20 protein-coding genes are annotated in these 26,531 nt (G+C 66.2%); 17 read left to right on the top strand and 3 right to left on the bottom strand.

The features are described from left to right. Positions 1-151: 151 nt before the first annotated feature. The 6 genes from AB4Y35_RS09540 (at position 152) to AB4Y35_RS09565 (ending at position 9,879) form a co-directional block, all read left to right on the top strand. On the top strand, positions 152-3,877 hold the full coding sequence (locus AB4Y35_RS09540) for a nitrate reductase subunit alpha (protein WP_368704210.1): 3,726 nt from the start codon (positions 152-154) through the stop codon (positions 3,875-3,877). Next, a complete protein-coding gene (narH, locus tag AB4Y35_RS09545; RefSeq protein WP_368704211.1) occupies positions 3,874-5,427 on the top strand; it encodes a nitrate reductase subunit beta in 1,554 nt (517 codons plus the stop codon). The genes AB4Y35_RS09540 and narH overlap by 4 nt, the downstream gene beginning before the upstream one ends. Positions 5,428-5,443: 16 nt before the next feature. Continuing rightward, a complete protein-coding gene (gene narJ / locus AB4Y35_RS09550) occupies positions 5,444-6,145 on the top strand; it encodes a nitrate reductase molybdenum cofactor assembly chaperone (RefSeq protein WP_368704212.1) in 702 nt (233 codons plus the stop codon). Further along, positions 6,142-6,825, top strand: a complete 684-nt coding sequence (narI, locus tag AB4Y35_RS09555; protein ID WP_368692495.1) for a respiratory nitrate reductase subunit gamma — start codon at positions 6,142-6,144, stop codon at positions 6,823-6,825. Before narJ ends, narI begins: the two co-directional genes overlap by 4 nt. Before the next feature lie 269 nt (positions 6,826-7,094). Beyond that, complete coding sequence (locus AB4Y35_RS09560; protein ID WP_368704213.1) at positions 7,095-9,113, top strand: type IV pili methyl-accepting chemotaxis transducer N-terminal domain-containing protein; 2,019 nt, start codon at positions 7,095-7,097, stop codon at positions 9,111-9,113. Positions 9,114-9,183: 70 nt separating this feature from the next. Then, on the top strand, positions 9,184-9,879 hold the full coding sequence (locus AB4Y35_RS09565) for a response regulator (RefSeq protein ID WP_368704214.1): 696 nt from the start codon (positions 9,184-9,186) through the stop codon (positions 9,877-9,879). 30 nt (positions 9,880-9,909) lie between these two features. Here the strand turns inward: AB4Y35_RS09565 and AB4Y35_RS09570 are convergent, their stop codons facing one another. After that, complete coding sequence (locus tag AB4Y35_RS09570) at positions 9,910-10,995, bottom strand: AI-2E family transporter (RefSeq protein ID WP_342919433.1); 1,086 nt, start codon at positions 10,993-10,995, stop codon at positions 9,910-9,912. Between the two features lie 113 nt (positions 10,996-11,108). Then, a complete protein-coding gene (uvrA, locus tag AB4Y35_RS09575) occupies positions 11,109-14,000 on the bottom strand; it encodes an excinuclease ABC subunit UvrA (RefSeq protein WP_368704215.1) in 2,892 nt (963 codons plus the stop codon). Between the two features lie 220 nt (positions 14,001-14,220). On the opposite strand from uvrA, the gene AB4Y35_RS09580 reads away from it, so the two are divergent. From AB4Y35_RS09580 to AB4Y35_RS09605, 6 genes are all read left to right on the top strand, one after another. Further along, positions 14,221-15,396 (top strand): MFS transporter, encoded by a 1,176-nt coding sequence (locus tag AB4Y35_RS09580; protein WP_368704216.1) that lies wholly within the window; start codon positions 14,221-14,223, stop codon positions 15,394-15,396. Positions 15,397-15,545: 149 nt separating this feature from the next. Beyond that, positions 15,546-16,088, top strand: coding sequence for a single-stranded DNA-binding protein (locus tag AB4Y35_RS09585; RefSeq protein ID WP_069265232.1), 543 nt, complete (start codon positions 15,546-15,548; stop codon positions 16,086-16,088). A 298-nt stretch (positions 16,089-16,386) separates the two neighbouring features. Next, positions 16,387-18,054: a hydroxylamine reductase gene (hcp, locus tag AB4Y35_RS09590; protein WP_368704217.1), complete on the top strand. Its 1,668-nt coding sequence runs from the start codon at positions 16,387-16,389 to the stop codon at positions 18,052-18,054. Between the two features lie 17 nt (positions 18,055-18,071). Next, a complete protein-coding gene (locus tag AB4Y35_RS09595) occupies positions 18,072-19,094 on the top strand; it encodes a 2Fe-2S iron-sulfur cluster binding domain-containing protein (RefSeq protein ID WP_368704218.1) in 1,023 nt (340 codons plus the stop codon). Positions 19,095-19,248: 154 nt separating this feature from the next. Next, on the top strand, positions 19,249-19,917 hold the full coding sequence (locus AB4Y35_RS09600; protein WP_368695711.1) for a transcriptional regulator: 669 nt from the start codon (positions 19,249-19,251) through the stop codon (positions 19,915-19,917). After that, on the top strand, positions 19,914-20,885 hold the full coding sequence (locus tag AB4Y35_RS09605) for a threo-3-hydroxy-L-aspartate ammonia-lyase (protein WP_368692504.1): 972 nt from the start codon (positions 19,914-19,916) through the stop codon (positions 20,883-20,885). Before AB4Y35_RS09600 ends, AB4Y35_RS09605 begins: the two co-directional genes overlap by 4 nt. An 11-nt stretch (positions 20,886-20,896) precedes the next feature. Here AB4Y35_RS09605 and AB4Y35_RS09610 read toward each other — a convergent pair whose 3' ends face one another. Then, a complete protein-coding gene (locus tag AB4Y35_RS09610) occupies positions 20,897-21,772 on the bottom strand; it encodes a LysR family transcriptional regulator (RefSeq protein WP_368704219.1) in 876 nt (291 codons plus the stop codon). Positions 21,773-21,908: 136 nt separating this feature from the next. On the opposite strand from AB4Y35_RS09610, the gene AB4Y35_RS09615 reads away from it, so the two are divergent. From AB4Y35_RS09615 to AB4Y35_RS09635, 5 genes are all read left to right on the top strand, one after another. Continuing rightward, positions 21,909-23,231: an MFS transporter gene (locus AB4Y35_RS09615; RefSeq protein ID WP_368704220.1), complete on the top strand. Its 1,323-nt coding sequence runs from the start codon at positions 21,909-21,911 to the stop codon at positions 23,229-23,231. A gap of 158 nt (positions 23,232-23,389) precedes the next feature. Further along, a complete protein-coding gene (locus AB4Y35_RS09620; RefSeq protein ID WP_368704221.1) occupies positions 23,390-24,031 on the top strand; it encodes a response regulator in 642 nt (213 codons plus the stop codon). A gap of 104 nt (positions 24,032-24,135) precedes the next feature. Next, the gene (locus AB4Y35_RS09625) at positions 24,136-24,816 is read left to right on the top strand and encodes a response regulator (protein WP_368704638.1); all 681 of its coding nucleotides are present in this window, start codon (positions 24,136-24,138) and stop codon (positions 24,814-24,816) included. A 26-nt stretch (positions 24,817-24,842) separates the two neighbouring features. Further along, entirely contained in the window at positions 24,843-25,526 is a 684-nt protein-coding gene (locus AB4Y35_RS09630; RefSeq protein WP_368704222.1) for a response regulator, read from the top strand. Between the two features lie 239 nt (positions 25,527-25,765). After that, positions 25,766-26,497, top strand: a complete 732-nt coding sequence (locus tag AB4Y35_RS09635; RefSeq protein ID WP_368704223.1) for an aquaporin — start codon at positions 25,766-25,768, stop codon at positions 26,495-26,497. The last annotated feature ends 34 nt before the right edge of the window (positions 26,498-26,531 follow it).

Here is a 26,531-nt window from a genome sequence, read left to right on the forward strand (position 1 = left end):
GAGTAGTGCGAACTCTCCCGTTGATGAATGGGCAGGCACGGGCCTGCCCGCCATACTCGGAACGATACGGCTGCCTGTCGCCACGCGTGCCACGCAAGCGGGCGGCGACAGGCGTGATCGATCGATTCCAGCAGCAGTCCCGGAGAACCTGATGAGTTATTTTCTGGACCGGTTGAAGTTCATGTCGCGCGTGAAGTCGACGTTTTCGAAGGGTCACGGCGCGGTGGTGAACGAGGACCGCAAGTGGGAAGACGGCTATCGCAGCCGCTGGCAGCACGACAAGATCGTGCGCTCGACCCACGGCGTGAACTGCACGGGCTCGTGCTCGTGGAAGGTTTACGTGAAGAACGGCCTGATCACGTGGGAAACGCAACAGACCGACTATCCGCGCACGCGCGCCGACCTGCCCAATCACGAACCGCGCGGCTGCCCGCGTGGCGCATCATATAGCTGGTACGTGTATTCGGCGCAGCGCGTGAAGTACCCGATGATCCGTGGGCGCCTCATCGAAATGTGGCGCGAGGCGCGCAAGACGCTCGATCCGGTCAAGGCATGGGCTTCGATCGTCGAGGACCCGAAGAAGGCGGCGCACTACAAGCGCGCGCGCGGCCAGGGCGGCTTCGTGCGCGCCGGGTGGGACACGGCCACCGAGATGATCGCGGCGGCCAACGCCTACACCATCGGCAAGTACGGTCCCGATCGCGTAATGGGTTTCTCGCCCATTCCGGCAATGTCGATGGTCTCGTACGCCGCGGGCGCGCGTTATCTGAGCCTGATCGGCGGGGCGTGTCTGTCGTTCTACGACTGGTACTGCGACTTGCCGCCTTCCTCGCCGCAGGTGTGGGGCGAGCAGACCGACGTGCCCGAATCGGCCGACTGGTACAACTCCACGTATCTCATGGTGTGGGGCTCGAACGTACCGCAAACGCGCACGCCCGACGCCCACTTCTACACCGAGGTCCGCTACAAGGGCACGAAGACGGTGGCGGTGTCGTCCGACTTCGGCGAGATGGTGAAGTTCGGCGATATCTGGCTCGCGCCGAAGCAGGGCACCGACGCGGCGCTCGCGCTCGCGATGGGTCACGTGGTGCTCAAGGAGTTTCACGCCACGGCGAAGTCCGCGTACTTCCGCGATTACGTCAAGCAGTACACCGACATGCCGATGCTCGTCACGCTCGCGAAGCGCGATGGCGCGCTCGTGCCGGACCAGTTCCTGCGCGCGTCGCAACTCGCCGCGAATCTCGACGAAGCGAACAACCCTCAGTGGAAGACGCTCGCCATCGATTCGACCACGGGCGATATCGTCGCGCCGAACGGCTCGATCGGTTTCCGCTGGGGCGAAGGCGAGCACGACGGCGGCAAGAAGGTGGGCCGCTGGAACCTCGAAATGAAAGACGGCGGCAGCGGCCGCGAAATCGATCCGCTGTTGTCGCTCATTGACAGGCATGACGAAGTGGTCGAGGTGGGCTTCCCGTACTTCGGCGGCGAACATGGCGCGCTGCTCGCGCGTCGCGTGCCCGTGAAGCGCGTGGCGCTGGCCGACGGCACGAGCGCTTTGGTCGCGACCGTCTTCGACCTGCAGATGGCCAACTACGGCGTCGACCAGGGCCTGGGCGGTCCGAACGTCGCGTCGTCGTATGACGACGACGTGCCCTGCACGCCCGCCTGGCAGGAGAAGCACACCACGGTGCCGCGCAAGCTCGTGATCCAGGTGGCGCGCGAGTTTGCCGACAATGCCGACCGCACGCGCGGCAAGAGCATGGTGATCGTCGGCGCGGCGCTCAATCACTGGTACCACAACGACATGATCTACCGCGGCATCATCAATCTGCTGATGATGTGCGGCTGTATCGGCCAGAGCGGCGGTGGCTGGGCGCACTACGTGGGCCAGGAAAAGCTGCGTCCGCAATTCGGCTGGGCGCCGCTCGCGTTCGCGCTCGACTGGTCGCGCCCGCCGCGCCAGATGAACGGCACGTCGTTCTTCTACAACCACACGAGCCAGTGGCGCCACGAGAAGGTCAGCCTCGATGAGATCCTCGGCCCGGGCGCGGACCGCGAACGCTACAAGAACCTGTCGATGCTCGACCTCAACGCGAAGTCCGAGCGCATGGGCTGGCTGCCTTCGGCTCCGCAACTGGGCGCCAATCCGCTCGACGTCGTGGACGCTGCGCAGCGCGCGGGCGTGCCGCCGGTGCAGTACACAGTCGATCAGCTGAAGTCGGGCGCCTTGAACTTCGCCTGCGACGACCCCGACAATCCCGCAAACTTCCCGCGCAACATGTTCGTGTGGCGCTCGAACATCCTGGGCAGCTCGGGCAAGGGACACGAGTACTTCCTCAAGTACCTGCTCGGCACGCAGAACGCGTTGTTCGGCGACGAAGCCGACGCGATCAAGCCTTCCGAAGTGAACGTGCGCGAAGCGGCCGAAGGCAAGCTCGACCTGCTCACGGTGCTCGACTTCCGCATGAGCACCACGTGCCTTTACGGCGACATCGTGCTGCCCTCGGCCACGTGGTACGAGAAGGACGACCTCAACACGTCGGACATGCACCCGTTCATCCATCCGCTTTCGGAGGCGGTGCAGCCGTTGTGGGAGAGCAAGACCGACTGGGAGATCTACAAGGCCATCGCGAAGAAGTTTTCGGAGATCGGCGGCGCGCATCTGGGCAAGCGCACGGACCTCGTGTGCACGCCGCTCATGCATGACACGCCAGGTGAACTCGGCCAGGCGTTCGAGCCGAAGGACTGGCGTCTTGGCGAATGCGATCTGATCCCGGGCAAGACCGCGCCTTCGATGACGCTCGTGGAGCGCGACTATCGCGAGATCTACAACAAGTTCACCTCCGTTGGGCCGCTGCTCGAAAAGCTGGGTAACGGCGGCAAGGGCATCAACTGGAACACCGTGCACGAAGTGGGCGAGTTCGCACAGCTCACGGGCATCCAGCAGAACCGCGGCGCGGCCGAGGGACGCCCGCGGCTGGAAACGGCCATCGACGCCGCCGAGATGATCTTGACCTTCGCGCCGGAAACCAACGGCCACGTAGCGGTGAAGGCGTGGGACGCGCTCTCGAAGATCACGGGCCGCGATCACACGCATCTGGCCGAAGGCCGCGAGCACGACAAGATCCGCTTTCGCGACGTGCAGGCGCAGCCGCGCAAGATCATCTCCGCGCCCACGTGGTCGGGGCTCGAATCGGAAGAGGTGAGCTACAACGCCGGCTATACGAACGTGCACGAGCTGATCCCCTGGCGCACGCTCACGGGCCGTCAGCAGTTCTATCAGGATCACCGCTGGATGCTCGACTTCGGCGAGGGCCTCTGCAACTACAAGCCCGCCATCGACACGAAGACGACCTCGCCGATGCTCGGCGCGAAACCCAACGGCGAGCACGAACTCGTGCTGAACTGGATCACGCCGCACCAGAAGTGGGGCATCCACTCCACGTACACGGACAACCTGCGCATGCTCACGCTTTCGCGTGGCGGCCCGCACGTCTGGGTCTCGGAAGCCGAGGCGAAGGAAGCGGGGCTCGTCGACAACGACTGGGTCGAAGTGTTCAACGTGAACGGCACGCTCACGGCGCGCGTCGTGGTGAGCCAGCGCGTGCCGCGCGGCATGTGCCTCATGTATCACGCACAGGAAAAGATCATCAACGTGCCGGGCGCGGAAACGAGCGGCATGCGCGGCGGCATTCACAACTCGGTCACGCGCACGGTGCTCAAGCCCACGCACATGATCGGCGGCTACGCGCAACTCGCGTATGGCTTCAACTACTACGGCACCGTCGGCAGCAATCGCGACGAGTACGTGATCGTGCGCAAGATGAAGAAGGTCGAGTGGCTGGAAGGCCCGATGAAGGAAGGAGCAGCATCATGAAAATCCGCGCCCAGGTGGCGATGGTCCTGAACCTCGACAAGTGCATCGGCTGCCATACGTGCTCCGTCACGTGCAAGAACGTGTGGACGTCGCGCGATGGCGTCGAGTACGCGTGGTTCAACAACGTCGAGACGAAGCCCGGCATCGGCTATCCGAAGGAATGGGAGAACCAGGAGAAGTGGAACGGCGGCTGGGTCCGCAACCCGAACGGCAAGATCGAGCCGCGCCAGGGCCCGAAGCTCAAGGTGCTGGCCAACCTGTTCGCGAACCCGAACCTGCCCGGCATCGACGACTACTACGAGCCGTTCACGTACGACTACGAGCATTTGCAGAAGGCGCGCCTCTCGCAGACGCCGCCCACCGCGCGCCCCGTGTCGGTCATCACCGGCAAGAAGATGGACAAGATCCATTGGGGTCCCAACTGGGAAGACGACCTGGGCGGCGAGTTCGCCTCGCGCAGCCGCGACAAGCTGTTCGAGAACGTGCAGAAGGAGATGTACTCGACCTTCGAGAACACCTTCATGATGTATCTGCCGCGCCTGTGCGAACACTGCCTGAATCCGGCGTGCGTGGCGTCGTGCCCGTCGGGCTCGGTGTACAAGCGCGAAGACGACGGCATCGTGCTCGTCGACCAGGACAAGTGCCGCGGCTGGCGCATGTGCATCTCGGGCTGCCCGTACAAGAAGATGTACTTCAACTGGAAGAGCGGCAAGGCCGAGAAGTGCATCTTCTGCTATCCGCGCATCGAGGCGGGGCAGCCCACCGTTTGCTCGGAAACGTGCGTGGGCCGCATCCGCTATCTGGGCGTGATGCTTTACGACGCGGACCGCATCAGCGAGGCGGCATCGGTTGAATCGACGCAGGATCTGTATCAGTCGCAGCTCGACGTGTTCCTCGATCCGCACGATCCCGCCATCCAGGCCGAGGCGCGCCGCCAGGGCGTGCCGCAGAGCTGGCTCGACGCCGCCGTGCGCTCGCCCGTGTACCGCATGGCGGTCGAGTGGAAGATCGCGTTCCCGCTGCACCCCGAGTACCGCACGCTGCCGATGGTCTGGTACGTGCCGCCGCTTTCGCCGATCCAGTCGGCCGCGGACGCGGGCCATATCGGCATGGACGGTGTGATTCCCGACGTGGCGAGCCTGCGCATTCCAATGCGCTATCTCGCCAACCTGCTGACCGCCGGCGACGAAAAGCCCGTAATCTCGGCGCTCAACCGCATGCTGGCGATGCGCGCCTACAAGCGCACCCAGGCCGTGGACGGCGTGAACGACAACGCGGTTCTTGCGCGCGCGGGCCTCACGCCCGAGCAGGTCGAGGACATGTACCGCACCATGGCGATCGCGAACTACGAGGACCGTTTCGTCGTGCCGTCGTCGCACAAGGAAATGGTCGAGGACTCGTTCAACGAGAAGGGCAGTTGCGGCTTCTCGTTCGGCAACGGTTGTTCGGGCGGCGTTTCCGAGGGCTCGCTGTTCGGCTCGAAGATCGAAGGCAGCGTCGTGTATGTCGATATGCCGAAGTCGCGTCGCAAGACGCCGTCTGAAGCTTGAGCGGGAGGACGCCATCATGTCGATTTATCCGGTTCTCTCCGCGCTGCTCGATTATCCCGAGCAGCCCTTGCTCGACGCGCTCGACGAGATCGAAGCCGCGCTCGAAGCCCTGCCGAACGGCGCATTCGCGGTGCACGAACTGGCGCCGCTCATCGCGGCGCTGCGCGAGCGCTCGCTCGTCGAGTCGCAGGAAGCGTACGTGGCCACCTTCGACCGCAATCCGCGCCACTCGCTGCATCTGTTCGAGCACGTGCACGGCGAGAGCCGCGCGCGCGGCCAGGCGATGGTCGATCTGCTCGACGAATACCGCAATCATGGCCTCGACGTCGCGACGAGCGAACTGCCCGACTACGTGCCGCTCTTTCTCGAAGTGCTCGGTCTGATTGGCGACGAAGAGGCGAGCGCACTGCTCGGCGAGGCGATTCACGTACTCGCGGCGCTTGGCAATCAGCTCGAGAAGAGTGAAAGCCCCTACGCGGGCATCTTCACGGTGCTGTGCGAGCTGACCGAGGTCGAGCCGCTGCCGCTCGTGGGCGCGCCCGTGCGCGACATGGACGAGGCGCTCGAACGCTTCGGCACCGGCGCGGACGGCGTGGAGCCGCTCATGCACGCGTTCGGCGCGAGCAACTCGCCGCAGGTCGTTCAGTTCCACCCGCGAGCGCAGTTTGCCGCGGCCACCGCGACCACTCTGGCTGCCTGCGCAAAGGAATCGCCATGAACACGCTCAACCAGTTTTTGTTCGGCATCTATCCGTATATTGCCGCCGCCATCTTCCTGTTCGGCAGCCTCGCACGCTTCGAGCGCGAGCAGTACACGTGGAAGGCGGACAGTTCGCAGCTGCTCTATCGCGGGCATTTGCGGCTCGGCAATATCCTCTTTCACGTCGGCGTGCTCGGGCTTTTCTTCGGGCATCTGTTCGGTCTGCTCACGCCCGTCGCGGTGTGGGACTGGCTCGGCGTGCCGCACGCGGTCAAGCAGCTCGTGGCGATGGTCGCGGGCGGCGTGATGGGCTCGATGTGTCTGGTGGGCCTCGCGATCCTGCTGCACCGGCGGCTTTCGAACGCGCGCGTTTCGGCCGTGACGCGCGTGGGCGACAAGGTGCTGCTGTTGTGGCTGCTCGTCACGCTGTTGCTCGGGCTGAGCACCATCGGCGAATCGGCTAGCCACATGGACGGCGCGATGATGGTGCGGCTCATGACCTGGGCGCAGCACATCGTCACGTTCCGCGGCGACGCGGCGAGCTTCGTGACCGACGCGCCGCTCATCTTCCGCATGCACCTCTTCATGGGCATGACGCTGTTCGTGATCTTCCCGTTCACGCGGCTCGTGCACGTGTGGAGCGGGTTCGCTTCGATCACCTATCTCTCGCGTGCCTGGCAGCTCGTGCGCAGCCGCTAGCGGCCAACGTTTGCCTCTGGACGGCCGTGGGGATGGCCGTTCTTCGCGGGGAGCGAGCACGCTCGCCTTCCCCGCTTTTTTCACGATGTGCGCAGGCCACGTGGCGCGCAATATAGTTCACCGTGACTCGCCCGGGAGGCAGGCGAGCTGACGCATAGTGTCGCAGTTGGCCGTGCAGACCGCGACATAGCGCGCGATCGGCCGCGCTCCGTCAGATAATGTCGGTATAGGCGCCGCCGTTTCGGCGTAGCCGATTCCCCGTCCCGGCCATGACTCCGTCTTCCGATTCCGCAACCGCATCCGCCGCTTCTGCCGGATCTTCCGGCGCGCAGGAAGCGCCGTTCCCGAGGCGGCTCTCCACGCGCATCGTTGTGCTTTCCACGGTCGCGCTCGCGCTCGTGCTCGCGATGATCAGCGGCACGCTCTGGCTTTCCTGGCAGCTCGAAGGCGGCGCCGCCGCGATCAACGACGCGGGCAGCCTGCGCATGCGCGCGAACGCGGTCGCGATCTCACTGTGGGAAGCCCGCACCGGCAAGCCTTCGCAAGTCGACGCCCAGATGCGCCAGCTCGACGAGACGCTGCGCGAATTGCGCGACGGCGATCCGGCGCGGCCGCTCTTTCTCCCCGCCGATGCCGGCATCCACGCGCAGTTCGATCGCGTCGCGACTGCCTGGAACCAGACGCTCAGGCCCGCTGCGCTGAGCGACCTCGCCGCCAGCGGAGGCGAGCCCTCGACGTACATCGGCCTGCTGCCCGGCTTCGTCGACGACGCGAACCGGCTCGTCAGCCTGATCGAGCGCGAGAACGCGCGCAAGACCGCGTGGCTGCGCATTTCGCAGGTCGCGCTTGCGGCGCTGTCGTGCGTGGGCACGCTGGCGATCGTCTATCTGCTTTACCAGTGGTTCGTGGCGCCCGTGCAGCGCTTGCAGGAGGGCCTCGCGCGCATCGAGGCGCGCGAGTTCGACACGCGCTTGCCGGTCGAAACGTACGACGAGTTCGGTCATCTCACGCAAGGCTTCAACCGCATGGTCGCGGAGCTGCAGGCGCTCTATCAGGACCTCGCCGAGCGCGTGGACGCCAAGACCGCGCAACTGGCGGCGCAAAACCGCGAACTCGCCACGCTCTACGAGATGGCGGCGTTTCTCAACACGCCGGGCCCGGCGGAAAGCCTGTGCCACGATTTCCTCACGCGCGTGATGCGCGAATTCGACGCCGATGGCGGCACGGTACGCGTCGTTTCGCCTGACGACGGCAATCTGCATCTGCTCGTCTCGGAAGGCATGCCCGAATCGATCACGCGCGCGGAGCAGTGCATGCCCGCGGCGGACTGTGCGTGCGGGGGCGCGACGGCCGAGGCGCCGGTCGTATTCGGCCTGATGGCGCAGCCGGGCGCGCGCACGGCCGGTGGGGAAAGCGGAGAAAGCGGCGAAAGCGGCCTGAGCGGGGCTTTCACGCAGCGTTGCCTGAAGGCGGGCTTCGTGAGCGTCGCGGTGTCGGCCATCGTCGCGCAGAACGAGACGCTCGGCACGTTCTCGCTGCACTTCCGGCACGAGCGGGAGATTCCGCCGTCGGGCGTCCAGCTGCTCCAGACGCTCGGCCGCCACCTGGGCGTCGCGCTCATGAACCGGCGGCTCGTGGCGCTCGGGCGCCAGCTCGCCGTGTCCGAGGAGCGCAACCTCGTCGCCCAGGGGCTGCACGACAGCATCGCGCAAGGCCTGAGCTTCCTGAAGATGCAAGTACACCTGCTCGATGGGGCGGCGCAGCAGGGCGACCTCGACGAGATCCGCGAGATCGTGCCGCTGCTCGCGGGCGGCGTAGAGGAAAGCTACGACGACGTGCGCGAACTGCTGCTGAATTTCCGCACGAAGCTTGGCCCGGGCAAGCTGCGCCTCGCCGTGGAGGACACCGTGGCGCGCTTTCGCCGCCAGTCGGACGCCGAGCTGACGCTCGACTATCGCGACGAAGACGGGCCGCCGCTGCCGCCCGACCAGCAGCTGCAGGTACTCTTCGTGCTGCAGGAGGCGCTCTCGAATGCGCGCAAGCATGCGGAGGCGCTGCACGTCCAGGTGAGTGTCGTGAACGCGCGCGACTTCCGCCTCACGATCGAAGACGACGGCGTGGGCTACGATCCCGCCGATATCGCCTCGCGTGGCGAATCGCACGTGGGCTTTCACATCATGCATGAGCGCGCGAGACGTCTTGCCGCCGTGCTCACGCTACAGAGCGCGCCGGGCCGCGGCGCACGCGTCGAACTGGTGCTGCCCGCCGCGAGCCGCATGGCGGCGTGAATGCGGCCAACGAACCTGGCCAGGCGTTACGATCAGAACCGGAAGACATCGCGACAAGACAACGATCCCCATGACCATACGCATCCTGCTCATCGACGACCACACGCTCTTTCGCTCGGGCGTGAGCGCGCTCCTGCAGCGCCAGCCTGACCTGGAGGTGGTCGGCGAGGCGTCGGACGGCGTGGAAGGCGTCAAGCGCGCGAAGCAGCACCTGCCCGACGTCATCCTGCTCGACCTCAACATGCCGGGCCTCTCGGGGCTCGAAACGCTGCAACTGCTGGTGGAAGACCTGCCGGACACGGCGGTCGTGATGCTCACCGTCTCCGAGGAAGCCGACGAACTCACCGCCGCGATGCGCGAGGGCGCGCGCGGCTTCCTGCTCAAGAACATCGACGCCGACGCGCTCGTCGCGGCGATTCGCAAGGCCGCGAGCGGCCAGCCGGTCATCACCGAGCATATGACGGCGAAGCTCGTGGAGCAGATGCGCAAGCCCGCGCAGTCGACCGGCGGGACCGGCACGACCGGCGCCGCGCGTGCGAGCGCGGAGACGCTCACGGCGCGCGAGCGCGACATCGTGCGCGAGCTGGCGCGCGGCGCGAGCAACAAGGAGATTGCGCGTACGCTCGACCTGGCGGAGAGCACGGTGAAGATTCACGTGCGCAACATTCTGCGCAAGCTCAATCTCACGAGCCGCGTGCAGGTGGCGATCTACGCGATGGGGCACGACGGCATGACCGACGTGCCCGGCGAGCCGCGCGGGCGTTGAAGTCCGCGCGCTGGCCTGGGCGAAAGCGGCTCAGACGAGCCGCAGATAAATCAGTTCGCGCTTGATATACGCGTAGAAAATCGGCGCGGCGATCACGCCTTGAATGCCGAACGCGGCTTCCATCACGAGCATCGCTACCAGCAGCTCCCACGTGCGCGCCTCGATCTGGCCACCCACGATGCGCGCGTTCAGGAAGTATTCGAGCTTGTGGATCAGGATGAGAAACACGAGCGCCGTGACCGCTGCGGGCAGGCTCACGGTGAGCGCGATGGCGACGATCAGCGTGTTCGAGATCAGGTTGCCGATCACGGGCAACAGGCCCACCACGAAGGTCACCACGACCAGCATCTTCGCGAGCGGCAGCGGCGCGTGAAACAACGGCAGCGCGAGCAGGAGGAAGAGGCCGGTGAACACCGTGTTGATCGCGGAAATCTTCACCTGCGCGAACACGATGCGGCGGAACGCGTCTGCGAAACGCGACACGCGCGCGACGAACGCCGTGGAAAGCGGCAGCCGCGTGGCGTTCTTCTGCGCGCCAATGGCGATGATCGCGCCGATGATCATGCCGATCACGATATGCCCGAAGATGCGCGCGGCGTTCTTGCCGCCCTGGCCGAGCTGGGTGGCGTGCTCGTGCATGAGCGCGAGCGCCTTGAGCTTCATCTGGGCGACGTCCACGGGCAGATAGGCGGCGATGGACTCGGGAATGCGCCCGCGCGCCTGGTCGACGAACGTCATCATCTGCGCCATGACCTTCTGCACGCTCGGCACGTCGCTTTCGAACTGCTCGATGACGCCCACGGTGAGCCCCGTGAGCACGCCCACGATCACGATCGAAACCAGCACCACGGAGAGCCAGCGTGCGCGGCTGCTCGACATGCGCCGCTCGATGAGCGGCGAAATGGTATGAACGAGCTGGAAGACGAGCATGCCCGCGAGCAGTGCGCCGAGCAGGTTCAGGTGCAGCACCGCCAGCATGCCGGCGAGCGCGGCCACATAGCTGCCGATTTCCACTGCCGAAAGCTTCGGCAGGCTCATGTCGCTCGTGAGCCTGACCGGCCGTGGCCGCAGGTCGCGCACCTGTTTATCTTCGGTCGCTTCGTTGCGCTTGACCATGTTGGGTGTATTCCGTCTCCAAACTTTCGGGGGCGCACGCGCCCCCGACCCGTTGTTGCTGCAGCTATTTCTACTGCTAAATTTCCGGCCCGCTTTTCAGCCCGCCTGGCGGGTTACTTGCCCGCGGCCGTGTCCAGCGCGGCGATCTGGCGCTTGAGCAGCGGCGCGAGATAGCGGCCCGTGAAGCTTGCCTTCGACTTCGCCACCTGTTCGGGCGTCCCCTGGGCCACGATCTGCCCACCGCCCGCGCCGCCTTCCGGTCCCATGTCCACGACCCAGTCGGCGGTTTTGATTACATCGAGATTATGCTCGATGATGACCACCGTGTTGCCCTGATCTCGAAGCCGGTGAATCACTTCGAGCAAAAGCGCGATGTCGTGGAAGTGCAGGCCCGTGGTCGGCTCGTCGAGTATATACAGCGTGCGGCCCGTGTCCCGCTTGGAAAGTTCGAGCGAAAGCTTCACGCGCTGCGCCTCGCCGCCCGAAAGCGTGGTGGCCGACTGGCCGAGGCGGATATAGCCCAGGCCGACATCGAGCAGCGTCTTGAGCTTGCGCGCCACCACCGGCACCGCCTTGAAGAACTCGTAGGCGGCTTCCACCGTCATGTCGAGCACTTCGCTGATGTTCCGGCCCTTGTATTGAATCTCCAGCGTCTCGCGGTTGTAGCGCTTGCCGTGGCAGACGTCGCAGGGCACGTACACGTCGGGCAGGAAGTGCATTTCCACCTTGAGCACGCCGTCGCCCTGGCAGCTTTCGCAGCGCCCGCCCTTCACGTTGAACGAGAAGCGGCCCGACTCGTAGCCGCGTTCCTTGGCGGCCGGCACGCCCGCGAACAGTTCGCGGATGGGCGTGAAGAGGCCCGTGTAGGTGGCCGGGTTCGAGCGCGGCGTGCGCCCGATCGGCGACTGGTCGACGTTGATGACCTTGTCGAAGTGCTCGAGACCCTCGATCGCCTCGAACGGCGCCGGCTCCGCCGACGATCCATACAGATGCTGCGACACGGCGTGATACAGCGTGTCGTTGATGAGCGTGGATTTGCCCGAGCCCGAGACGCCCGTCACGCAGGTCAAAAGACCGACGGGCAGATCGAGCGTCACGTGCTTGAGGTTGTTGCCGTGGGCCTCGACGATGCGCAGGCGGCGCTCGCCGGGCTCGATGCGCTCGTCGGGATAGTCGATGCGGCGCGCGCCCGAGAGGTACTGGCCCGTCATCGAGGCCGGATCGTGCTCGACTTCCGCTGGCGTGCCCTGCGAAATTACCATGCCGCCGTGCTCGCCCGCGCCCGGACCCATGTCGACCACGTAGTCGGCCATGCGGATCATGTCCTCGTCGTGCTCGACGACGATCACCGAATTGCCGAGGTCGCGCAGATGCTTGAGCGTGGAGATCAGGCGGTCGTTGTCGCGCTGGTGCAGGCCGATGGACGGCTCGTCGAGCACGTACATCACGCCCGTGAGGCCCGAGCCGATCTGCGAGGCGAGGCGGATGCGCTGCGCCTCGCCGCCGGACAGCGTCTCGGCGCTGCGTTCGAGCGAGAGATAGTCGAGCCCGACGTTGTTGAGGAACATGAGGCGCGCGACGATTTCCTTGACCACCTTGTCGGCGATCTCGCGCTTTGCACCTTCGAGGTGCAGCGTCTGGAAGTAGCCGAGCGTGTCGCGCAGCGGCCAGCCGCTCACTTCATAAATGGCGCGCGCCTCTTCGCCCGCGCCGATGCGCACGAAGCGCGCCTCGCGGCGCAGGCGCGTGCCTTCGCAGTGCGGGCAGGCCTGGTTGTTCTGGTACTTCGAAAGCTCCTCGCGCACGGCGGCCGAGTCGGTCTCGCGGTAGCGCCGCTCGAGGTTCGGGATGATCCCTTCGAACACGTGCTCGCGCACCGAAGTGCGGCCGCGCTCGTTGATGTACGAGAACGGAATCTCCTGCTTTCCCGAGCCGTAGAGCAGGATCTTGCGCACTTTCTCCGGCAGGTCTTCGAACGCGGTATCGATGTCGAAGTCGTAGAACGCGGCCAGGCTCTGCAGCATCTGGAAGTAGAACTGGTTGCGCCGGTCCCAGCCCTTCACGGCGCCCGCCGCGAGCGACAGCGATGGGTGCGCGACCACGCGCTTCGGATCGAAGAACGTGATCTGGCCCAGACCGTCGCACTCGGGGCACGCGCCCATCGGGTTGTTGAACGAGAAGAGGCGCGGCTCCAGCTCGGGCAGCGAATACGAGCAGATCGGGCAGGCGAACTTCGAGCTGAACAGGTGCTCGCGGTTCGTGTCCATTTCGAGCGCGATGGCGCGGCCGTCGGCGAGGCGCAGCGCGGTTTCGAACGACTCCGCGAGGCGCTGCTTCATGTCGGGGCGCACCTTCAGGCGGTCGACCACCACGTCGATGGTGTGGCGCTCGCTCTTCTTGAGCTTGGGCAGCGACTCTACCTCGTAGATCTTCGCTTCCCCTTCGTTGGCGGTGCCGCCGCCCGAGCGCACCCGAAAGCGCACGAAACCCTGCGCCTGCATGTCGTCGAACAGCTCGGCGTGCTCACCCTTGCGGTCCACGATCACGGGCGCCAGGATCATCAGCTTCGTTTCTTCGGGCAGGGCGAGCGCGGCGTCCACCATCTGCGAGACGCTTTGCGACTCCAGCGGAATCTCGTGGTCCGGGCAGTAGGGCGTGCCGATGCGTGCGTAAAGCAGCCGCAGGTAGTCGTGGATCTCGGTGACGGTGCCGACGGTCGAGCGCGGGTTGTGCGACGTGGCCTTCTGCTCGATGGAAATCGCCGGCGACAGACCCTCGATCAGGTCGACGTCGGGCTTCTCCATGAGCTGCAGGAACTGGCGCGCGTAGGCCGACAGGCTTTCCACGTAGCGGCGCTGGCCTTCCGCGTAGAGCGTGTCGAACGCCAGCGAGGACTTGCCCGAGCCCGAAAGCCCGGTGATCACCACGAGCTTGTGGCGCGGCAGGTCCAGATTGACGTTCTTCAGGTTGTGGGTTCGGGCCCCACGGATACGGATCTGTTCCATGAACCTGCGGGAGAAAGGGAAACCAAACCTGCTACTATAACGACTTTTCCAGACCGCCGTTACGGCTTGCTGACGGTCTTTGAAAGGGCCCGGAGCGGCAAGTGCAAGGGCCTCGAAAGAGGCGCGTCAGGGGGCGTCCCGGTCAACAAACGTGCGGGCACTTGCGGTCCGAACACATAACGCTCCGATGTCCTCCAATTCACCCGCTACATCTTCACGCATGAGCGCGCCCGAGTTGCGCGCGACCGTCTCGCTGGCGGCGATCTTCGCGCTGCGCATGCTCGGTCTGTTCATGATCATGCCGGTGTTTTCCGTGTACGCGAAAACCATTCCCGGCGGCGACAACCTGCTGCTGGTCGGCATCGCGCTCGGCGCATACGGCGTCACGCAGTCGCTTCTCTATATTTTCTACGGCTGGGTTTCGGACATGGTGGGCAGAAAGCCCGTCATCGCCACCGGCCTCGTCATCTTCGCGATCGGCAGCTTCGTCGCGGCGGGCGCGCACGACATGGTGTGGATCATCGTCGGGCGGGTGATCCAGGGCATGGGCGCGGTGTCGTCGGCCGTGCTGGCGTTCATCGCCGACCTGACGGCCGAGCAGCACCGCACCAAGGCCATGGCGATGGTGGGCGGCTCGATCGGCATGTCGTTCGCCGTGGCCATCGTCGGCGCGCCGATCGTGTTCCATTGGGTCGGCATGAGCGGCCTGTTCGCGCTGGTCGGGGTGTTCTCGATCCTCGCGGTGGGCGTGGTGATCTGGGTCGTGCCCGACGCGCCCAGCAAGCCCGTGCACGTGCGCGCCCCGTTTGCCGAGGTGCTGCACAACGTGGAGCTGCTGCGCCTGAACTTCGGCGTGCTCGTGCTGCACGCCACGCAGACGGCGCTCTTTCTCGTCGTCCCGCGTCTGCTGGTGGACGCGGGCCTGCCGGTCGCGTCGCACTGGATGATCTATCTGCCGGTCATGGGCCTCGCGTTCGTCATGATGGTGCCCGCCATCATCGTCGCGGAGAAGCGGGGCAAGATGAAGGCCGTGCTCGTTTCTGCGATCGGTCTTATCCTGATCGGCCAGCTTTTGCTCGGCTCGCTCGCGCATACACTTGTCATCGTGTCGGCCGTGCTGTTCGTGTACTTCCTGGGCTTCAACATCCTGGAGGCTTCGCAGCCTTCGCTCGTGTCGAAGCTCGCGCCGGGCAACCGCAAGGGCGCGGCCACGGGCGTGTACAACACCACGCAGTCGATCGGGCTCGCGCTCGGCGGCGTGGTGGGCGGATGGATCCTCAAGCACGAAGGCGCGAGCGCCGTCTTTTACACGTGCTCGGGGCTCGTCTTGTGCTGGCTTATAATCGCGGCCAATATGAAGGCGCCGCCCAAGCGGGCAGAAGCCACGCGGGCTTGACCCGGGCGGGCCTGAGTTAGAACCAGCGGTTCACAGCAACGCAATTCGCGGAGGCGGTCCGCGACCGGCGAAGGCGCATGACACATCAGGCGCTCGCCGGCGCGCACCGCGCGGCCGCTCCTCGCAACGGAATCAAACAGGAGAAATTCATGGCATCCGTGAACAAGGTGATCCTCGTCGGCAACCTCGGCGCCGATCCGGAAGTGCGCTATCTGCCGAGCGGCGACGCGGTGGCGAACATTCGCCTCGCCACGACCGACCGCTACAAGGACAAGGCGTCCGGCGAGTTCAAGGAAATGACCGAATGGCACCGCGTGTCGTTCTTCGGGCGCCTGGCCGAGATCGTCTCGGAGTACCTGAAGAAGGGCTCGTCGGTGTATATCGAAGGCCGCATCCGCACGCGCAAGTGGCAAGCGCAGGACGGCACCGACCGCTACTCGACGGAAATCGTCGCCGACCAGATGCAGATGCTGGGCGGCCGCAGCGGCGGCGCCTCGATGGGCAGCGACATGGGCGACGACGGCGGCTACAGCCGTGAGCAGTCCGCGCCGCGCGGCGGCGGCCGCGCTTCGGGCGGCGGCGGCGCGCCGCGTTCGAGCGGTGGCGGTGCTGGCGGCGGTGCAGGTGGCGGCCGTTCGAACGCGCCGGCTGGCGGCGGCTTCGACGAGATGGACGACGATATTCCGTTCTGAAGGTTACCTTTTTTAAGGTGTAAACAAGAAGCCTGAAGCCCCGGCTCGACCTCACGGTCGTGCCGGGGCTTTTCATTTGCGCGCGCGGACCGAGCGAACTCAGCAAGCTGAGCGAGTCGCGCGCCGACCTGCTGCGACGTTTTCGCACACGCAGTCGCTTCTCCGCCTCGAGCGGACACGTTTTCTGATTTTTGTCACGGCAAAACTCCCGCCGGCGCGCGACCATTTAAAAGATGCATTGATTTTGCATCTTACAAGACTGCTCGCGCCGTCACCCCACAAGGAAAAGGAGAAAGCCGTGTTTTGCTATCAATGTGAACAGACCGACCGCACCCAGGCCACACCGGGGTGTGCCTCGGCCAAGGGCAACTGCGGCAAGGACGCCACGACTGCGGATCTGCAGGACCTGCTGATCTACGCAGCCAAGGGCATCGCACAGTATGGCGCGCTCGCGCGCGGCCTCGGCAGCCCCGATCGCGAAGCCGACCGCTTCATGCTCTACGCGCTGTTCGCAACGCTCACCAACGTCAATTTCAACGCCAGCCGTTTCGTGGCAATGCTGCGCGAGGCCGCGCAACACCGCGATCGCGTGAAGTCGACCTGCGAGGCGCTCGCGCTCGCGCAAGGCGTCGCTGCTGCGCAGCCGGGCGGCGCCGCGCTCTGGCAACCGGGCAACGATCTCGCCGAACTGCAGGCGCAGGCGGCGCTCGTCGGCATCAGGGCCGGGCTGCCGAAGGTGGGCGAGGATGTCGTGGGCCTGCGCGCCCTCGTGCTCTACGGTCTCAAGGGCGTGTGTGCTTACGCCCATCACGCGCGCGTGCTCGGCTACGAGAGCGAGGAGGTCTACGCGGGCGTGGAGGCGGCGCTCGTGTTTCTCGCGAGCGAACCCACGCAAGCCGGCGATATCCTTGAACATGCGCTCGCGCTCGGCAACCTGAACCTCAAGGTGATGGAACTGCTCGATGCGGCGAACACGGGCCGCTTCGGCATGCCCGAACCCACTGCCGTGCGCGTGACGCCGGCGGCGGGCAAAGCCATCCTGGTCTCGGGCCACGACCTCGGCGATCTGGAGGCGCTGCTCGAAGCGACCCAGGGCACCGGCGTGCAGATCTACACGCACGGCGAGATGCTGCCGGCGCATGCTTACCCGAAGCTCAAGGCCTATCCGCATCTGGCAGGCAACTACGGCGGCGCATGGCAGGACCAGCAATCGGACTTCGCGAACTTCCCCGGCCCGATCCTGATGACCTCGAACTGCCTGATCGAGCCGCTGCCGCAGTACCGCCAGCGCATCTTCACCACCGGGCCGGTAGGCTGGGCCGGCGTACGCCACCTCGAGCATCACGCATTCGCGCCGGTCGTGCAGGCCGCGCTCGCGCTGCCGGGCTTCCGCGAAACGGCGCCGGAGGAGACCATCACCATCGGCTTTGCGCGCAACACGGTGCTCGGCGTGGCCGACAAGGTGATCGACGCGGTGAAGGCCGGCCAGATCCGCCACTTCTTCCTGATCGGCGGCTGCGACGGCGCCGCGCCGGGCCGCAACTACTACACCGAGTTCGCCCAGGGCGCGCCCGACGACACCGTCGTCATGACGCTCGGCTGCAACAAGTACCGCTTCAACCGCCACGCGTTCGGCGACATCGGCGGCATTCCGCGCCTGCTCGATCTGGGCCAGTGCAACGACAGCTACTCGGCGATCCAGATCGCCATCGCGCTCTCGAAGGCCTTCGACTGCAGTGTGAACGATCTGCCGCTCACCCTCGTTGTGTCTTGGTTCGAGCAGAAGGCCGCCGCGGTGCTGCTCACGCTGCTCGCGCTCGGCCTGCGCAACATCCATCTCGGACCGACGTTGCCCGCATTCCTCACGCCGAACGTCCTCGACATTCTCGTCAAGCAGTTCGGCATCTCGCCGATCGGCGAGGCGCAAGCGGACCTCGCCGCGGCGCTCGCACGCAAGGCCGCTTGAGCGCGGGTGAAAACGTCATGAGTTATCAAATCGAGCTCACCACGCGCGACGGCCAGGCGTTCGGCTTCGCCTGCGAGCCGGGGCAGGACGTGCTGAGCGCGGCGGCGGCGGCGGATATCACGCTGCCCTCGCAGTGCCGGCGCGGCAGCTGCGGCGCGTGCCACGCCACCGTGACCGAAGGGGTGTACACGCTCGGCGACCACAGTGCGGACGCGTTGCCGTCCGCCGACCCGCAGGCGGTTCTGCTGTGCCGCACGAGACCGTCGGCCGACTTGCGTGTCGCCGCGCCGTACGACGGCACGAAGGTGCTGCTGCAGCCGGTTGCCGCGCGCACAGCGCGCATCGCCGCGCTGGCAACGATCGCCGACGACACGTGCCGTCTCGAACTGTTGCTCGATGCCGACGACACGAGCGGCAGCGCCGCCGAATTCGAGGCGGGCCAGTTCGCGGAGCTGGAGTTGCCGGAAGGCGGCGTGAAGCGCCCGTTCTCGCTTGCCAACACGAGCAACTGGGAAGGGCGCCTCGAGTTCCTCATCCGGCTGCGGCCGCAAGGCGAGTTTTCGGCGTATCTGCGCGAGCGGGCGCAGCCGGGCGACGTGCTCACCGTTCACGGCCCGCAGGGCGGCTTCGGTTTGATCGCCGACAGCCTGCGCCCGCGCTGGTTCGTCGCGGGCGGCACGGGTCTCGCGCCCGTGCTTTCGATGCTGCGCCGCATGGCCGAATTCGGCGAAATGAACGACGCGCGGCTCTTTTACGGCGTGAATCGCGAGAGCGAGCTGTTCCTGCTCGACGAACTGGACGCGCTTCGGGCGGCGCTGCCGCAACTGCACGTCGAGCTTTGCGTGCGCGAAGCGGGTGATGGCTGGCAAGGCTCGCACAGCACCCCCGTCGACGCGCTCGCCGCCGCGCTTGCAGACGGTGGCGCGGCGCCCGATCTCTACGTTTGCGGTCCGCCCGCGATGGTGAGCGCCGCGCAAGCGGTGGCGGTACGCGGGCGCGTGCCGTCCACGCAGTTCGTGAGCGAGCGCTTCACGGTCTGAGTAGCAATGCAGTGAGTCGTGTTTCTTCGTGTCTGATTGACCTCGCCTTCGGGCGGGGTTTTTTTTCGCGCATCGGGCGGCCAGGCACGGTAACTCTGAGCGATCCATTCAAACGATTGACATTCAGTCATTAACTGTCAAAATGTCCAACATCATGATGCCAACCCGCAAACCCCGTTCCGGCCATTCCACTGACGAAAACGCGCTGCTCCTGCGCGAAGGCGAGAAGATTGTCGCGGCGCTCGGGCAGACGCTCGCGCCGCTCGTCGAGGTAGTGCTGCACGACCTCACGCGGCCCGAGCACTCGGTCGTGGCGATCGCGAACAATTTGTCAGGACGGCAAGTCGGCGACGCCGCCACCGAAATGGGTCTCGCGCGCATCACCGACTCCGGCTTCCCCGAAGTCGTGGCCAACTATCCGAACCGCTTTCCCGACGGGCGTCCGGCCAAGAGCACATCCATCGGCCTCAAGAACAGCGCGGGCGAGTACGTCGCGGCCCTCTGCCTGAACATGGATGTGTCGCTGATCGGCGCGGTGACAGCGGGCCTCGGCCAGCTGATCCAGACCAGCACGGCTGCGCCCGTCGCCGAAACGCTCGCGCCGCGCGGCGTGGGCTGCGTGCGCGAGGCGCTCGAACGCTTCGCCGCCACGCGCAACACCACGCCCATCGGCATGACGCTCGCGCAGCGCCGCGAGGCCGTGCGCGAACTCGCGACAAACGGAATGCTGAACCTGCGTCATGCGCTCGCCGACGTGGCCACCACGCTCGGCGTGGCGCGCTCGACCGTCTACACCTACCTGCCAGCCGAAGACCGACCATGAGCACTCTGCCTATTACCTTCGAAGACGTCGCCGCCGCCCACGAACGCCTGCGTGGCGTCGCGCACCGCACGCCGGTTCTGACTTCCAGCACCGCGAACGAACGCACGGGCGCGCAGCTCTTCTTCAAATGCGAGAACCTGCAGCGCATGGGCGCGTTCAAGTTCCGCGGCGCCTATAACGCGATCGCACAGTTCACGCCGGAGCAGAAGGCGGGCGGCGTGATCACGTTTTCGTCGGGCAACCACGCGCAGGCGATCGCGCTGTCGGCGCGCCTGCTCGGCGTAAAGGCCGTGATCGTCATGCCGCACGACGCGCCCGCCGTAAAGGTGGAGGCCACGCGCGGCTATGGCGGCGAGGTCGTCTTCTACGATCGCTATACCGAAGACCGCGAGGCGCTCGGCAAACGGCTCGCGGCCGAGCGCGGCCTCACGCTCATTCCGCCGTACGACCACGCGCATGTGATGGCCGGGCAGGGCACCGCCGCCAAGGAGTTGTTCGAGGAAACGGGCGAGCTCGACCTGCTGCTCACGCCGCTTGGCGGGGGCGGGCTGCTGTCGGGCTGTGCGACTGCCGCGCATGCGCTCTCGCCCGCGTGCACGGTGATCGGCGTCGAGCCCGAGGCCGGCAACGACGGTCAGCGCAGCCTGCAGACAGGTGAGATCGTCCACATCGACACGCCGAAGACCCTTGCCGACGGCGCGCAAACCCAGCATCTCGGCAACCTGACCTTCGCGGTGATCCGCGAGCGCGTGAGCGAGATCGTCACGGTGAGCGACGCGGAACTCGTCGATACGATGAAGTTCTTCGCGAGCCGCATGAAGCTCGTGGTCGAACCCACCGGCTGCCTCGCGGCGGCGGCGGTGTTGCACGGCAAGGTGGATGTGCGCGGCAAGCGCGTGGGCGTGCTCATCTCCGGGGGCAACGTCGACCTGCTGCGCTTTGCCGAGCTGGTTCAGGCTGCAAGCTAAGGCGCCTGAACTTAAGCGAGCAGTTCCCCGAGCGCCGCGCGCGCGTTCGTCACGTGCGCGGACTCGCCCGGTCGGCCCGGCAGCAAATGAAATTCGGCCGCAGGCAGTGCGGGCAGGCCGAATGAAGCCGGGCAGGGCATCAGTCCTTCGCCGATCGACGACTCGTTCAGACACGAGATTCCCAGTCCCGCCTTGAGCGCGAGCTGCAGCCCCGCCACGCCCGAAGCCGAATGCGAAATCAGATAGGGCATGCGCGCTTCGTCGAGCAGCCTCACGACGCGGCGCTGCAACTGGCAGGTCGCCGGCAGCAGCACGAGCGGCCAGGGCGGCGTGAGCGCGGGCCGCTCGCGCAGCGTTTGCGTCGCGCCCACCCACACCAGTTTTTCGCGCCGTATCGACGTGCTCTTGTGCGTACCGCGTCCTTCCTCCACCAGCCGCAGCGACAAGCCGATGTCGTAGGCATTATCGTCCGCGCTGCTGTCGATCACGGCGCTCGGCAGCACGGTCACATGCAGACGCAGACGCGGATGCTGGACCGCGAAGCGCCGGATGATCTCGGCGACGTCGTGCGGCCGGTAGTAGTCCGTGATCGCAATGCGCACTTCGCCGTCGAGCGTGCGGCCGAGCATGTCGTCGAAGGCGGCGTCGCAAAGCGCGACGATGCGGCGCGCGTGGTCGAGCAGCTTCGCGCCCGCGGGCGTGGCGGTCATACCCTGCTTGCTGCGCACGAAAAGCGGCTGGCCGACGCGCTCCTCGAGCTTCTTGAGCTGCTCGCTCACCGACGACTGCGAGAGGAACACCCGCTCCGCACCCGCGGAGACACTGCCCGCTTCCGTCACGGCGATAAACGTGCGCAACTGCGCGAGATCGAAACCGCGTGCGTTCATGGTTCAGCTTGACCCGGTGCGTTTCGTGCCATTTCATCATTCGGAAATTCCGAATATACGAATTGGAATTTCCCGCTTTTCCGATAGATGTTGCGCCTCTACGATGCCCTCAGTCAACCGTTTTCTGGAGATCATCATGGGACGCAGTACGACGCGGGGCGCGGCACACCGATGGAAAGTGCTCGCGGTGGGCGTGGCGGCCAACGCCAGTTTTGCGGCAGCGCTCGGCGGCATTCCCGCGACGGGCGTGTTGATCCGCTCGGATTACCGCATCGGCACGGGCGAACTGGGTATCGTGCTCGGCATGCTGGGACTTGGCATCGTACTGAGCGAGCTTCCCTGGGGACTCCTGACGGACCGCTGGGGCGACCGGCGCGTGCTGCTCACGGGGCTTTCCACGACAGCGCTCGCACTCGTCGCGATGGCGCTCTGGGGCGCCCCGGCGGGCGCGCACACGCCCAGCGCGACGGTGCTCGCGGTTGGCCTGCTCGCGCTCGGCCTGCTTGGCGGAAGCGTGAACGGCTCGAGCGGGCGCGCGGTGATGGCGTGGTTCGCCACCCACGAGCGCGGCCTTGCGATGAGCATCCGGCAAACCGCCGTGCCGACCGGCGGCGGACTTGGCGCACTCGTGCTGCCCGCGCTCGCCGAGCATGCGGGATTCGCTGCCGTCTACGGCGCACTCGCCGCGTTGTGTGTGGTCTCCACCGTGCTGACGATCGTCTGGTTGCACGAACCCGCGCACGAACGGGACGCCGCGCATGCGCCGCTCGTCGCTCACGAAGCGCTCGCGCAGGCGCAACGCGCCGTCTCGCCGCTGCGCAGCGTCACCGTGTGGCGCATGGTGACCGGCATTGGCGTGCTGTGCATTCCCCAGGTGGCCGTGCTCTCGTTCGCGAGCATTTTCCTGCATGACGTCGGCCATGCGGGTACCGCGGCAGTCAGCGCGACGCTGGCGGCCGTGCAGGGCGGTGCGGCGTTCATGCGTGTGTACGGCGGCCGTTGGACAGACCGGCACGGCGACCGGCGTATCTGGCTGCGCGGATGCGCGGCGCTCACCGTCGCGCTGTTCGTGGTGCTTGCCGCGCTGACGGCTTTTGCGTCGCCAGCGCATCGCGCAAGCGCTGCGTTCGTCACGCTGCTCGCCGCGGTGATCGTGCCTGGCGGTATCGCCGCTTCCGCCTGGCACGGCGTTGCCTTCACCGAACTCGCGACGCTCGCGGGCAACGGTCGGATAGGAACTGCACTCGCCATGGGCAACACCGGCGCATTCGTTGCGTTCTTTGTCGCGCCTTCGGCGATCCCGCTGCTGTTGTCGTGGTTCGGGTGGCCGGCGGTCTGGGCGGCGGCCGCGCTCTGCGCCGCGCTGGCATGGCCCGCATTCGCGGCGCCGCGCGAGCGCCGCGACGCCGGGCGCACTGGCGGGAGTCGACAACGCGCTCGCGCGCGTGCCGCAGTTTGACAGTACGGAACACAACCCACATTTAACGTTTCGGAAATCTCCGATTTCGACGGCGGCTTTTCAATGGTCAGATGAACGACCTTGTTGATGTTGCGGGTTGCCGATGCGCTCACGCAGCGCATCGGCAACCCGCAAATCCACCTCGAAGGAGATTCAGTGTGAAGCTACGTGTCGTCCTCGCCGACGATCATCCATTCGTTCTGCTTGGCGTTCGCTCGGCGCTCCTCGCGGCAGACGATATCGAGGTCGTGGGGGAAGCGTGCGGCGCGCGAGAGTTGTTGCAGACGCTCGAAACCGTCCCGTGCGACGTGGTGGTCACCGACCTCAATATGCCGCCGGTCTCCGGCGAAGCCGAGGACGGCCTGCGCCTCGTGCAGCGTTTGCGCCGCGACTGGCCCCATGTGCCCGTGATCGTGCTGACCAGCGTTGCGAACGCTGTCGTTCTGCGCGCGGTGGCGCATGCGGGCGCGGTCGCCATGTTGCGCAAAACCGAGCCGATGGACGATCTCGCAGCCATCGTGCGCGGCGCCGCCCAGGGTCTCGCCTATCTCAGCCCGGCCATCGAGCGCGAACTCGCGGCCGCCGCCGGACCGTCCGACCTGTGCTTGCCGCGCCTGACGCCGCGCGAATCGGAGGTGGTCCGCAAATTCGCGAGCGGCAGTTCGATCACGGAAATTGCGCGTACCCTCGGCCGCGACGTGCGCACGGTGAGCTGCCAGAAGCGCGATGCCATGGCGAAGCTCGGCGTGAGCAACGACGCGGGACTCTTCGCCTATGTCAAGGCGTACGGACTTCTATGAACCCGCTTCCCTCATCGCTGTCGCTTCATGCCCCTGCGGGGGCCGCTTCCCAGCGTGCGATGCGCGACCACGACGACCAGCGCGCCAGCCTCGCGGCGCGCAACATGACGGATACGGCCGACCTCGCGGCACCGGTGCGCGTGATCATCGCCGACGACCATCCGCTCGTCGTGTATGCGCTGGAGAGCATGCTCACCAACTATCCCAACGTGCAGGTCGTCGCGCGTGCGCGCAGCGTGTCCGAGCTGTTCGAAGTCGCGGCCCGGAATGCGTTCGATCTCGTGCTGATGGACCTCTACATGGCGTTGCCCGGCGAGCTGGACGGGCCCGAGGCCATCCGCGCCTTTCGCGCCGGGTTCCCGCAAAAGGCCGTGGTCGTCCTCACCATGGAAAGCGAGGCCGCGGTGCTGCGCAAGACCATCGAGATGGAGGTGGATGCGGTGCTCAGCAAGCGCGACCGCATCGACCTGATCCCGGTTGCGATCATGTCGGCGATGGCGCGCGAGCAATACGTCGGGCCTGTCGTGCGCGACCTGCTCACGGAAGCGGCGCGCGCCGAGCGGCGCGACGAGGTGCACCGCATTCTCACGCGGCGTGAATTCGAGGTGATCACGCACTATGCAACCGGGCTCGGCGTGACGGAAATCGCAGGTCTGCTCGGGCGCAGCGTCAAGACGATCAGCGCGCAAAAGTGCGCGGCGATGAAGAAGCTCGCGCTCAGCAACGATATCGAGCTCTATCGCTTCGCGGTCGAATGCGGCGTGACGCAGGGCGAGCAAACCTGAGCGGTTCAAGCCACGCAAGGTCTCCCATGCACGCTATCCGGGTTGGTCGAGACGACGCGCCTCGCACGGGCAAGCCGCTGCGCGTGATCGTTGCCGACGACCACGCGTGCATCCGGCTCGGCGTGGCCAGCCTGCTGCGCGCAACGGATCGAGCCCTCGTCGTCGGCGAAGCCGGCAATACGCTCGAGCTCGCCACGCAGCTCGATACGACCGACTGTGACGTCGTCATCTCCGATCTGTGCATGCCGGGGCTGGACGGCGAATATGGCTCCCTTACCCTGCTGCGGCGCCTCGCGCAAACACGAGACACGCCTGCGATCGTCGTCCTGAGCATGGTGTCGACGCCGCCCGTTCTGACAGGCCTGATGCATCGCGGCCTGAACGTCATCGTCGACAAGCGCGACGTCGTGCACGATCTCCTGCTCGCCGTCGCCGCCGCTCGCGAGCGCACGCCGTTTCTTTCGGGCCACGCACGCGCCACGCTCGCGCACGCCGGCGCCGCGTGCGCCCCGTGCTCGGGCGTGCCGAGCGCGCGCGAATGGGAGGTCTTCCAGCTTTACGCGCAGGGGATGTCGGTGCGCCAGATTGCGCAGCGGTTTCAGCGCAGCGGCAAAACGATCAGCGCCCAAAAGCGCAGCACGATGCGCAAGCTGGGCCTCGTCACGGAGCGCGATCTGAGCGACTTCGCCATCCAGGTGGGGCTGACCTGATTCATCCCCAGGTGGCGCGCGTCCCCCGGTTATTCCTGCGTTCGCCGGATTTTCTCTCGCCGTGTCTTGCGCAATGCGCCCAGCGTTTTAAGAGTTCTCCTATCTGATTGCCGGAATCGTCTCTCCATAATCCCAAGCTTGACGCATGGCTCGTCAGATATTGCCGACCCGGGAATGCGATCGAACGACGGCCAGGTCGGACCGGGGTCGGGATGTAGTTCGGATCTGGAGATGAAACGATGAAGCTTGGCAGGCGTTTAGCGGTCGAGGGTGCAGGCACCGCGTGGCTAGTATTCGCGGGTTGCGCAGCCACGGCGCTCAACGCGAGCCCGCCCTCCCAGGGCTTCAACGTTTTCGAGATGTCCGCGGCATTCGGACTTGCGCTCACGGTGGCGAACTGCGCCGCCGCGCGCGCGGCGAGCGCCCACTTCAATCCCGCCGTCACGATCGGCTACGCGGTCTCCGGGCGCTTCCCGGTGCGCGATACCGGGCCCTACCTCGCGGCGCAAACCATCGGGGCCGTTTTCGGCGCGGCCTTGCTCGTCCGCGTGGCGAGCGGGCGCCCGGGTTTCTCCGTCGCGGTGTCCGACCTCGGCAGCAACGGCTATGACGATCATTCGCCGACCGACTACGCCCTCGCCGCCGTGTTCCTGCTGGAACTGGCGGCGACCTTCGTGTTCGTCCTCTTCCATCTCCTGATGTCGAGCACGGTCGCACGCCGCAAGACTGCGGCGCTCGCCGTGGGCGCCTGCCTTGCCGCCATCTATCTGATCGCAATCCCGGTGAGCAACGGCGGCGCGAATCCGGCGCGCTCGACCGGTCCCGCACTGTTCGTCGGCGAATGGGCGCTCGATCAGCTCTGGCTCTTCTGGGCGGCGCCGTTGCTGGGGGGCGCCGCGGCTGGCGTGGTGTACCGCCTCGTGAGCCGGCGCTCGCGCATTTCCGCCACGTCATCTCGCGACGGCGTCTGAAATCCAGCCTGCCGTGCGCCAATGAAGTCGCTTC

Source organism: Paraburkholderia sp. EG286A (genome assembly GCF_040965375.1).
Classification (GTDB): domain Bacteria; phylum Pseudomonadota; class Gammaproteobacteria; order Burkholderiales; family Burkholderiaceae; genus Paraburkholderia.